Origin of the sequence: Streptomyces sp. NPDC058289, assembly GCF_042880975.1 — a bacterium.
In the GTDB taxonomy this organism is placed as follows: domain Bacteria; phylum Actinomycetota; class Actinomycetes; order Streptomycetales; family Streptomycetaceae; genus Streptomyces; species Streptomyces stoeckheimensis.
This window is the reverse complement of the sequence record NZ_JBHVYI010000022.1, coordinates 94991-105302: the sequence shown is the minus strand read 5'-3', so window position 1 is coordinate 105302 and position 10312 is coordinate 94991. Positions and strand designations below refer to the sequence as shown.

At 72.8% G+C, this 10312-nt stretch carries 8 protein-coding genes and 1 pseudogene; 7 read left to right on the top strand and 2 right to left on the bottom strand.

Annotated features, from left to right (window positions below):
• Positions 1 to 278: 278 nt before the first annotated feature.
• Positions 279 to 1001: an alpha/beta hydrolase gene (locus tag ACFVX6_RS14215; RefSeq protein WP_389691166.1), complete on the bottom strand. Its 723-nt coding sequence runs from the start codon at positions 999 to 1001 to the stop codon at positions 279 to 281.
• Positions 1002 to 1275: 274 nt separating this feature from the next.
• Between ACFVX6_RS14215 and ACFVX6_RS14210 the strand changes: the two genes are divergently transcribed.
• Positions 1276 to 1737, top strand: a complete 462-nt coding sequence (locus tag ACFVX6_RS14210) for a hypothetical protein (protein ID WP_389691164.1) — start codon at positions 1276 to 1278, stop codon at positions 1735 to 1737.
• Positions 1738 to 1743: 6 nt separating this feature from the next.
• Here the strand turns inward: ACFVX6_RS14210 and ACFVX6_RS14205 are convergent, their stop codons facing one another.
• Complete coding sequence (locus ACFVX6_RS14205) at positions 1744 to 1896, bottom strand: hypothetical protein (RefSeq protein WP_389691162.1); 153 nt, start codon at positions 1894 to 1896, stop codon at positions 1744 to 1746.
• Between ACFVX6_RS14205 and ACFVX6_RS14200 the strand changes: the two genes are divergently transcribed.
• The 6 genes and pseudogenes from ACFVX6_RS14200 (at position 1895) to ACFVX6_RS14175 (ending at position 10287) form a co-directional block, all read left to right on the top strand.
• Positions 1895 to 3328, top strand: coding sequence for an SWIM zinc finger family protein (locus tag ACFVX6_RS14200; protein ID WP_389691160.1), 1434 nt, complete (start codon positions 1895 to 1897; stop codon positions 3326 to 3328). The genes ACFVX6_RS14205 and ACFVX6_RS14200 overlap by 2 nt on opposite strands.
• Positions 3325 to 5982, top strand: coding sequence for a DUF6493 family protein (locus ACFVX6_RS14195; protein WP_389691158.1), 2658 nt, complete (start codon positions 3325 to 3327; stop codon positions 5980 to 5982). The genes ACFVX6_RS14200 and ACFVX6_RS14195 overlap by 4 nt, the downstream gene beginning before the upstream one ends.
• A gap of 88 nt (positions 5983 to 6070) precedes the next feature.
• Positions 6071 to 6409, top strand: a pseudogene (locus ACFVX6_RS14190) (class I SAM-dependent methyltransferase); the annotation flags it as partial.
• 123 nt (positions 6410 to 6532) lie between these two features.
• Positions 6533 to 7030: a MarR family winged helix-turn-helix transcriptional regulator gene (locus ACFVX6_RS14185; RefSeq protein WP_389691174.1), complete on the top strand. Its 498-nt coding sequence runs from the start codon at positions 6533 to 6535 to the stop codon at positions 7028 to 7030.
• A gap of 169 nt (positions 7031 to 7199) precedes the next feature.
• Positions 7200 to 9308 (top strand): MMPL family transporter, encoded by a 2109-nt coding sequence (locus ACFVX6_RS14180; RefSeq protein WP_389691156.1) that lies wholly within the window; start codon positions 7200 to 7202, stop codon positions 9306 to 9308.
• Between the two features lie 103 nt (positions 9309 to 9411).
• Positions 9412 to 10287, top strand: coding sequence for an oxygenase MpaB family protein (locus tag ACFVX6_RS14175; protein ID WP_389691154.1), 876 nt, complete (start codon positions 9412 to 9414; stop codon positions 10285 to 10287).
• Positions 10288 to 10312: the final 25 nt, after the last annotated feature.

The window sequence follows — 10312 nt, the reverse complement described above, 5'->3', positions numbered from 1 at the left end:
CCCGAGGCCGCCCTTCGGGCGACGACGGGAGTTTGACGACAGGCCCTAGCCCGCCGCACGGATTCGGACGGCCGTACGCACCGACGGGCGTCACTTCGCACGTGTTCGGGCATTGCCTCTCCGGGGGCGGGGGAACATCCCCGTGCGGGGCAGAGGAAACGATCGGCCCCGCCCCGACCGGCCGGTACCGCCGAAGGGTGGTGTCGTCGCGGTCGGGGCGGCTCTGCGTTTGCCGGGCGGAGCCGGCTACCGTGTGGCGCCGGTTTGGCGGCCCGGTGTCACTTCAGGTGCCGGTCGAAGAACCGGTTGCCGTCCTCCACCTCGAACCACGGGGTGCCGGTGTGCCCGCCCAGATTGGCGTGCAGCGTCTTCTCCTTGCTGCCGAATGCGTCGAACAGGTCCAGGGCCCGCTGCCGGGGGTTCCCCTCGTCGTCCCACTGCAGCAGCAAGAGCAGCGGAACGGTGACCTGCCGGGCCTCCTCGCGCTGCGCGCGGGGCACGAAACCCCCGGCGAAGAAGCCGGCGGCGGCGATGCGCGGCTCGACCGCCGCCAGGCGGATGCCGACGGCGGTCCATCCCGAGTACCCGACCGGGCCGCCGATCTCGGGCAGCGCCAGGACGGCGTCCAGGGTGGTCCGCCATTCCGGGACCGCCTTCTCGACCAGCGAGCCGACCAGGGACTCGAAGATCTCGTCGACCGGCTCGCCGGCCTGCATCGCCCGGCGAAGGTCGTCGCGAGCCTGCTCGTCGGCGGCGGAACGGGGCCGGTCACCGCACCCGGCGGCGTCGATGGTGGCCACCGCGTAGCCGGACGCCGCGGAGTGCCGGGCCCGGACCACCAGCCGGGATTGGTTCCGCGGCAGGCCGTTGTTGTGGGCCATCAGGATCAGCGGGACCGGTACGGCGGATTCAGGCGTCCACAGGGTGCCGGGGATCTCGCCGAGCGTGAAATCGCGCTCGAGGACGCCGTCGTCAAGACGCTGCGCAGAAGTGAATTCCATGGTCGCGCCTTTCGGGAGTGCACAGAGTGGCGCTCCCGGACGACCTAGCGTCCGACCGTGACCCCGGAGGGGAGCACCCATGTCGATACTGCGTTCACGGGTACCACCTCCTCGTTCTCTTGCACGGTCTCCGGGAAGCTATCAGCGCTCGCCCCGGCCCGCCAAGCGAATTCTCGCGCCGCCCACCCTTTGGCGGGCGCCTCCGTGACCAGAGCGGGATGTGGACCATCTCCACGACGCTAAGGTGCTGATTCACGATGCGAGGAGAGCCGGCGTGCCCAAGAAACAACGGCGAGAGGACGCCCTCGCCCTGCTGCGTGGCGAGCTGGTTGTGGGCCGAGCGACGACGGCCGAGTCGACCACTCGAGCTGCATGGCTGGCCTGGGTGCGATTCGCGCAGCTCCGCTTCGGCGCAGTGCCGACCCCCGAGTCCGACGGCTTGCTCTTCCAGTACGGTACGTACGCCTTCACCGGGCGACCGATGTTCACGCTGGACCTCACCCGGCAGTTCGGCGTCAACGATGACGACGGCGAGCACGACCACTACGTACAGGTCCACTGCGAACTCCGCTTCGAGCCCGAACCCGCCCTGGATGCTGCGGGAAGCTTCGACTCTTGGTTCTTTCACGACTCCGATGCGGACCTGGACCAGTGGTTCGCCGCCATGGAGAAGCGTCTCGAACTGGTAGGTGGTCGCGGGCCCTTCGAGATCGAGCTGTACGAGGAGCTCGTATAGGAGCCCTTATAGGCGGCGGCCGGGGCGGTCTCCGGCCTCCAACTCGGCGCGGCCGCCCGCGTTGAGGACGCCATGCAGCTGACGTGCGGGCGCTGCGGCGCCCGCGTTGTCCACTGCCTCGGCGGCGTTGTCAGTGGCTCCGCCTAACGTCCCGTTCATGACGCGAACCGCACACACCTTCGCCTACGCGCGCCCCTCCTCGCTGGCCTCCGCAGGGACGGGCCGGTCTCTCGGCCTGGAGACCGCGGGCGGTCTGACCCCGGCCGGGGCCGAGGCCCACCCGCAGTTCTTCGCCGGGTTCCTGAGTGCCCCTCAGGCGGCCGCACGTGCGCTGCTTGCCGTCGCGGACGTGGCCGCGGCCCGCTACTACCGCCGCACCCTGCGGGCCTCGCTCGATCCGGTGGTCACCGGCAACGGCGACCGGTTGCGCTTCGAATCCTTCTCCGGTTGCTGTGGTGTGTACGCCCGGCTCGACGTGCTGCCCGAGGGCCTGCGCGGCGCCGACACCGGCCACGGCACCACCAACGTCGACGTCAACAACCCGCTGCGCGAGGCGCTGTCCCGGCTCACCGGAGACGATCCGCTGCACCTGCGGGTCGGCCCCGACGAGATGGCCGTCACCACCCTGCACGGCGCGGTCGTCGAGAAGAAGGTGCCGCTGCCCGACCGCTGGCTGCGCGGCTTCGCCGAGTCCCAGGCCATCACCACCGGGTTCGACCTGCGTGCCGAACTGGGCCCCACCGAGACGGCCCGATTCCTGCGCTCCCTCCCGCGCACCCCGGCGGGCGGCGGAGCCGCGGGCGGCCCGCTGTGGGTGGTCCCCGCGGGCCGTACCCTGCGCCCCACCACCCGGCCCGTCCCCGGCGCGGTCTGCCTGCCCGGCCCCGAGCGCCTCGCCGCCCTCCAGCGGGTACTGCGACAGGCCACCGGCCTGCGCGTGTACGGTCCCGCGGTGGACGGCGCCAACCCCACCGCCTCCGCGTGGGAGATAGGCCTGCCCGGCATGCGGCTCACCCTCACCCTCTCCCCGGAGGCAGACCGCGGATTCTCCGGCGAAGGCGCCGTCCTGGAGGCCCTCGCGACCGATGCGGCGGCCGAGGACGCCGAGCTGATCTCCGTCCTGCTCGCCTGGGAACCGCGCATCGACCCGGCCGACCTCGCCGACCAGTCGGGCCTCCCGGTCGAACGGGTCCGAGCCGCACTCACCCGCCTCGGCACCGCCGGAAGGGTCGGCTATGACATCGCCGAAGCCGCCTACTTCCACCGGGAGCTGCCCTACGACGCCCGGCGAGCCGAGCGCCACAACCCGCGCCTCGTCGCCGCCCGCGCGCTGCTCACGGCCGGCGCGGTCACCCTGGACGGCTGCGGCATCTCCGTCGTGGCCTCCGGTGAACGCCGCTACCAGGTACGGGAGTCCGGAGGCGCCCTCAGTTGCACCTGCCAGTGGTGGGCCGACCATCGGGGCCGCCGCGGCCCTTGCAAGCATGCCCTCGCCACCCGGATGGCTCTCCGAGCCGCCACCGCCCCCACTGCCGCCCATGCCACCGGCACCGCTTCCACCAGCACCGCTTCCACCGGAGCCGCACGATGAACCTCACCTCCGCCCCCGAACAGGCTTACGCCGACGGCGCCCTCGAGGCGGTACGAAAGGGCCGTACTGCCGAACTGCCCGGCCGGCTCAAGCTGTTGGACCCTGCGCAGCGCCGGGAGCTGCTCGTCGGTCTGAAGGAGTTGCGCGGTGAACTGCGAGCCCAGGGCTGGGACGGCTGGCAGCAGCGGGATCTGATGAGTCCGGCCCTGGTGGTCGCCGGAGCCGGCTGCCACACCGGTGCGGCAGCAGCCGCCGCCTGGATCGGCGCCCGGGACATGCGCCGCTGGCAGCAGGTGCCCGTCGGCGTCATGCTCGACGTCCTGGCCGACCGGGACGCGCAATGGCTCGGCGACCTCGCCCACCGGCTGGCCGCCCGGGCCTCCACCGTCGAGCAGGACTACCCGCTGATCAGCGAACTCGTCCGGCTCGCCGGCTGTCCGATGCCCACCACCGACGGCTGCGTCGAGGGCTGGGCGGCGGCCGTGGGCACCTCCCGCACCCCGCTCGCCCTCGCCTTGCGCCGCGACCCCCACGTCAGCACCCTCGTGCCGTGCCTCTTCGAGACCGCCGAGCCGGTCCGTTTCCTCGGCTGGCGCTGCGACCCGGACGATCCCCACCACTGGCCGGCAGCCCTGGCCGGCCTGGCGGCGGACGGCATCGTGGACCGTACCGTCCTCCTCGACGGATGTACGGCCCGCCTGCTGCGCGGCGGCAAGTACAACCAGCTCAAGCCCTACCAGGCCATCTGGCAGGCGCTCCGTCCGACCGAGGAGGAAGAGCGCGAGCGTGCCGCCGACTGGATCGCGCTGACCGCCGACGCCCCGTCCCCGGTGGCCGGGTACGCCCAGCAGATACTCGCCCGGCTCGCCGCGGCCGGCCACCTCACCCCCGGACTGCTGGCCGAGATGTCGGCAGCCGTCCTCTTCCGTCCCGAGAAGAAGCTCGTCCGCGCCCAACTGGTGCTGATCGGCAAGGAGCTGCGCCGTGACCCGGCGGCCGCCCCCGAGCTGCTGCCGGTGCTCGGCGAAGCCTTCGGGCACCCCGACACCGACATCCAGGAGCGGGCGCTCAAGCTGACCGGCGTTCACCTCACCGACGATCCCGCCCTGCGCGCCGAACTCGCCGAGCAGGCCCTGTCGCTGAGCCCGGCACACCGGGCCCGTGCCGTGGAACTCCTCGGGCAGGACGCGGCCGCGCCCGCCGAGGAGACCGCTCCCTACCGGGAGATCCTGCCGCCGCCCCCGGCTGCCGTCCCGCTCGCCCCGGTTCCCGGGACGGTCGAGGAGACCGCGGAACTCGTCGCTGCCGTCGTCAACTCCCGTACCACGAGCGTCGAGGAGTTCGAGCGAGCCCTGGACGGCCTGGTCCGCCACGCGCACCGCGACCGCGCGGCCCTCGCCGAAGCGCTGCGCCCGGCGCTCGCCGACCAGTGGTGGCTCGACCCCGGCCGGTCCCGCCGGTACGGCGGCGACCTGGCCGGACTCGCGCACGTCGCCGCGGCCGTCCTGGACGCCCATCCGACGGGGGAGGAGCCGGAGGCGCTCGCGAGCTGGCGCAGCGACTGCCACCACACGGCGTTCACCGTCGCCCGCCACGCCCGCCTGGTCGAGGCGGCCCGGCACATCACGACCCGGCCGCTGCCCTTCCTGCTCGCCACGCCCACCGGGCAGACCGGCACCCTGGAGCCCGGGGTGCTCGTCGAACGCCTCGCCGAGTACCGGGGCCTCGGTGAGCAGCCCGCCCCGGTGGACTTCGCGCAGGCCCTGCTCCGGGTACGCCGTGACCCCGCCGCCGCTCCTGCCGCAGTCGACCTGGGCACACCGGAGGGGGACAGGCTGGCGGCCTGGCTCGGAGAGGCCGGAGAGCCCGCGGCCATCACCCGCCGCACCGCGTCGGCCGTGCCGTACGCGTACGGCGAAACCCCCGCGCACCTCGTGCTCGACACGGCGGAACGCACGATCCTGCTGCGGGAGTTCCCGGCCGCGTTCCGCGAACTGGCGCAAGCCCGCAAGGCCACCGACCGGTGCTGGGACGGAGCGGACGACGCCCTGCTGATCGCGGCCTGGCCCGAGGACCGGGAAACCCTGGCCGCCTGGTGGCTCCCCGAGGTCACGGCCTGCGCCGTCCACGAAGGACGCGGCGGCCTCGCCGCGCTCCCGGGGCTCGCCGCGGCCGGCGGACCCGCCGGGCCGGCCCTGCACCTCGCCGTGGCCACCGGCCTCGGCGCCCGCCACCCGGAGGACCGGCTCCGGGCCGTGGACGCGCTGCTCACCCTCGCGGCCCGGGAGGAACTGGACGCAGGGCGCCTGGGCAGCGACCTGGGCGAACTCCTGAACCTGGGCACGGTCAAACCCAACCGGCTAGCCGACTCGCTGCGCACCGCCGCCGCGACCGGCGCCTGCGCGACCACCTGGGCCGTCCTGGCCGCCGTGCTCCCCGTGCTGCTCACCGGCACGGCCGACCCGAGGGGCGCCGGGGACCTCCTCGCGACGGCAGCCGACTGCGTGGAGCAGTCGGGAGCGGCGTCGCCCGAGCCCGTGGGCCTGGCCGAGGCGGCCTCCCGACCCGGCCGCTCCCGCCTGGTCACCCAGGCCTCCCGCCTCCGCGACGCCCTGCGGCCCTACGCACAAGGACCGGCTGCGGGACGCCAGTAGCGGGGCCGCCGGACGCCGCGGGTGGCGGTCCTGCAGCAGGCGGTGGCATTCTCGGAGGGATGGCCGGCTCGTCCCGCGGGAGGTCGACGTGGCGCTGCTTGCGGAGATCACCGCCTTCTACGGCGGCGGCGACGAGGCCGCCCGTCTCACTTCGGGCCGCACGATCGGGACGCTCGAGGTGGTCCGGACCCAGGAGTTGTTGCGTCGTCACCCTCCGGCCCCGCCGGCGGACGTCTTGGACGTCGGCGGTGGCCCGGGCGTGCACGCCCGGTGGCTCACGGACGACGGCTACCTGGTCACCGTGATCGACCCCGTGGAGAAGCACGTCCGCCACGCCCGCGACCTAGGGCTGAAGGCATTCATCGGGGACGCTCGGCAGTTGGACCATGAAGACGCGTCGTTCGACGCGGTGCTGCTGCTGGGCCCCCTCTATCGCCTGCCCGATTCACCGGTCACGCCGAGTGCGGGGGAGGGCGACATGGCGGGGCTCGTGGGCGTTGCGTCCACGGTCGTGACGAGCGCTGCGGCCCTCCTTCTATACGCTGACCCGGTGGCCAATACGGATGTGCGAAATTCCAGCGGAGGTGTCCCGGAAGGGAACGGCGAGGTGAGTCTCCATGCGTTCGCCGTGCAATTGAGACGGTTGAACGGCGAGATCAACCGGCTGGTCCACGGGTTCGCGCATGGCCAGGGGCTGCACCCGACGGACGTCCAGGCCCTGTCCGTCATCCTCGACAGCGCCGAGCCCCTCACCCCCGGCCGGCTGCGCGAGCACCTCGGCCTCACCTCGGGCGCCGTCACGGCCTGCCTCGACAGACTGGAGCGCGCCGGGCACATCACCCGCTCCAGGGAGAGCGAGGACCGCCGCGTCATCCACATCCGCTACGCGGAGCAAGGCAGGGCTGCGGCACGTTCGTCGTTCATGCCCCTGGCCGACGCCACGGACAGCGCACGACAGCGATTCAGCGAGGAGGAACTCGCGGTCGCCCTGCGGTTCCTCGCCGCCATGAACGAGGAACTCGGCGACCTGCGAGCTCCGGGGCGCTGATTTCTCCGCCGGTCCGCATCCGTACCGGCCCTTCCCGGCGAACAACAGGGGTGTACGAGCAACACCGCCGGCCACGCCCCTCCTGGCTGACGCAGTAGCGCCGGTCGTCTAATCTATCTCAATCATTGAGATTGTTAACTGTCGAGATAGATCGATACCCGGGAGCGCCATGTCTGCCTCACCACGGTTCACCCGATGGCTGATTCCTGTCGTCCTCGTCGTCGCATGGCTGCTCGTCGGAGGCGGGCTGGGCCCGTACGCGGGGAAGCTCGGCGAGGTGGCCACCAACGACCAGACCGCCTTCCTGCCCCGCAGCGCCGAGTCCACCCGGGTCGTCGAGGCGCAGAAGGCCTTCCGGCAGGACGAGAGCCTGCCGGTGATCGTCGTGTGGACGGCGAAGACACCGGGCGCGAAGCTGGGACCCCGGCAGCAGGAGGACGCCACGCGGGCCCTGGCCGGTCTGAGCGGCGCCGGCCTGCCGCCGGGCCCTGCCCCGGCCGCCTCCGCCGCCGTCCTCTCCGCCGACGGCCGGGCCCTGCAAGGCGTCGTACAGCTCGAACCCGACCTCGGGGAGGAGCTGCCCCGCACCCTGGAGGAGATCGCGGCGGCCGCGGCGAAGGTCCCGGGCACCGTTGCGCAGTTGGCCGGTCCCGCGGCGAGCCAGGCCGATCTTGCCGATGCCTTCGCCGGAATCGACGGACTCCTGCTGGCCGTTGCCCTCATCGCCGTCCTGCTGATCCTCCTGCTGGTCTACCGCAGCCTGCTGCTCCCCGTGGTGATCATCGTCGGGGCCGTGTTCGCCCTGGGACTCGCCTGCGCGATCGTCTACGTGCTGGCCGACCGCGGAATCGTCCGCGTCGACGGGCAGGTGCAGGGCATCCTCTCGATCCTCGTGATCGGCGCGGCCACGGACTACGCCCTTCTGCTCACGGCACGCTTCCGCGAGGAGCTCCAGGCCCGCGCGGACCGGTTCGCCGCCGTACGGGCCGCCCTGCGCCGGTCGGTCGGCCCCATCACGGCGAGCGCGGGCACCGTCGCCCTCGGCCTGCTCGCCCTGCTGCTGAGCGACCTCACCAACAACCGCGCCCTCGGCCCGGTGGGGGCGATCGGCATCGTGTGCGCGGTGCTGAGCACCCTCACCTTCCTGCCCGCCGTCCTCGTCCTGCTGGGCCGCGCCGCCTACTGGCCCGCCAAGATCGGCCACACCGCCGAGGACGGTGCCGGCCACGGAATCTGGACGACGGTGGCGGCCGTGGTGGACCGTGTCCCGCGCAAGGTCTGGGCCCTCAGCCTCGCCGTCCTCCTGGCCTGCGCAGCCTTCGCCCCCACGCTCAACGCCAAGGGCGTGCCACTGGACGAAATCTTCGTGAACGACGCCCCGTCGGTGGCCGCCCAGCAGACCCTGAGCGAGCACTTCCCCGGCGGATCGGGCAATCCGGCCGTCGTGATCGCGGACGCCGACCGGCTCGACCAGGTCACACGGGCCGCCGAGCGTACCGAAGGCGTCGCCGCGGTCACCCCCTTCACCGCACCGGGGCCGGCGGGCGGCGCACCGCTCGTGGCGGACGGGAGGGTCCGCCTCGACGCCACGCTCGAAGCAGCCTCGGACAACAGGGCGGCGCAGCAGACCGTCGTCCGACTGCGTCAGGCACTCCACGCCGTACCGGACGCGGACGCGATCGTCGGCGGATACAGCGCGCAGCAGTACGACACCCAGCGCACCGCCGAGCAGGACCGTACGCTCATCATCCCCGTCGTCCTGGTGATCATCCTGATCATCCTCGTAGGGCTGCTGCGTTCGGTGCTGATGCCCCTCCTCCTGGTCGCCACCGTCGCCCTCAGCTTCGTCGCGACCCTGGGCATCTCCGCGGTCGTGTTCCAGCAGCTCCTCGGCTTCAGCGGGACCGACTCCTCCGTACCGCTCTACGGCTTCGTCTTCCTCGTGGCCCTCGGGGTCGACTACAACATCTTCCTGATGACCCGTGTCCGCGAGGAGTCCCTTCTGCACGGCACCCGTCGGGGAGTACTGCGAGGGCTGGTGGCCACCGGCGGCGTGATCACCTCCGCGGGTGTCGTCCTCGCCGCCACGTTCGCCGCGCTCGGCGTCATCCCGCTGGCCTTCATGCTCCAGATCGCCTTCATCGTGGCCTTCGGCGTACTCCTCGACACGCTCGTCGTCCGGTCCCTCCTGGTACCGGCCCTCGTCCGGGACATCGGCCCGGCCGCATGGTGGCCCGGCGCGCTCAGCCGCGCCACGGACAAGGACGAACACCACTGACCCATCCACCGGAGGCGTTCCCCTCCGAGTGGTTCCTCCCGAGGCGTTCCGCCCGGACCCGGCCGAAGCATTGAACCGGGGTCCGGGCGGGCAGGACACCACCATGGACAAGTCCTCTGCCGGCGACCGGACCCTACGGGGCCGACTCGGCTCGACGCTGTTCAGTCGGGTGGCGGGACCGTCGGGCCCCGTCAACCGCGCACGGATCCACACCACACCCGGCCCCCGCTGGTTCGGCCCCGACCGCCCCATCCGCACGGTCCACGGCGACGCCTCGATGTTCATCGGAGGCCTCAGCGCCCTCCTGCTGCAGTCCCTGCACCCCCTCGCCATGACCGCCGTGGCGGCGCACTCCGGCTTCCGCGGCGACCCCTGGGGCAGGCTCCAGCGCACCAGCACCTTCCTCGCCGTCACCACCTACGGCACGGCGCAGGACGCGCAGCTCGCCGTCGACGGCGTCCGAGCGGTCCACGAGCGGGTGCGGGGCACCACGCCGGAGGGCGAGCCCTACTGCGCAGCCGATCCCCACCTGCTGGGCTGGGTGCACGCGGCGGAGGTCGACAGCTTCCTCCGCGCACACGAACGCTTCGGTGCGCACCCGTGGGACGCAGCCGGATACGACGCCTACGTCGCGGACACCGCGAGGGTGGCAGCAGCTCTCGGCGTGGTGGACCCACCCCGCGACCGGTCCTCGCTCCTGGCCCTTCTGGCCGCATACCGGCCGGAGTTGCGGGCCACGCCCGAAGCGCTCGAAGCAGCGCGCTTCCTCCTCCGTCACCCACCGCTGCCCTGGCCGGCCCGGGCTCCGTACGCGCTGCTCGCCGCGAACGCGATCGCCCTGTTGCCCCCGTGGGCGCCGGGCATGCTCGGCCTGCGCTCCGCAACCGCCCCGGTGGACACTTGCGTACGCCTGTCCGGCCAGGCCCTCACGCGGTCGATCCGATGGGCGATGACCCCACCACCCCGGCCGCCGACCTGAGCCGTCGCGCCCCCTCCGCCTCCCC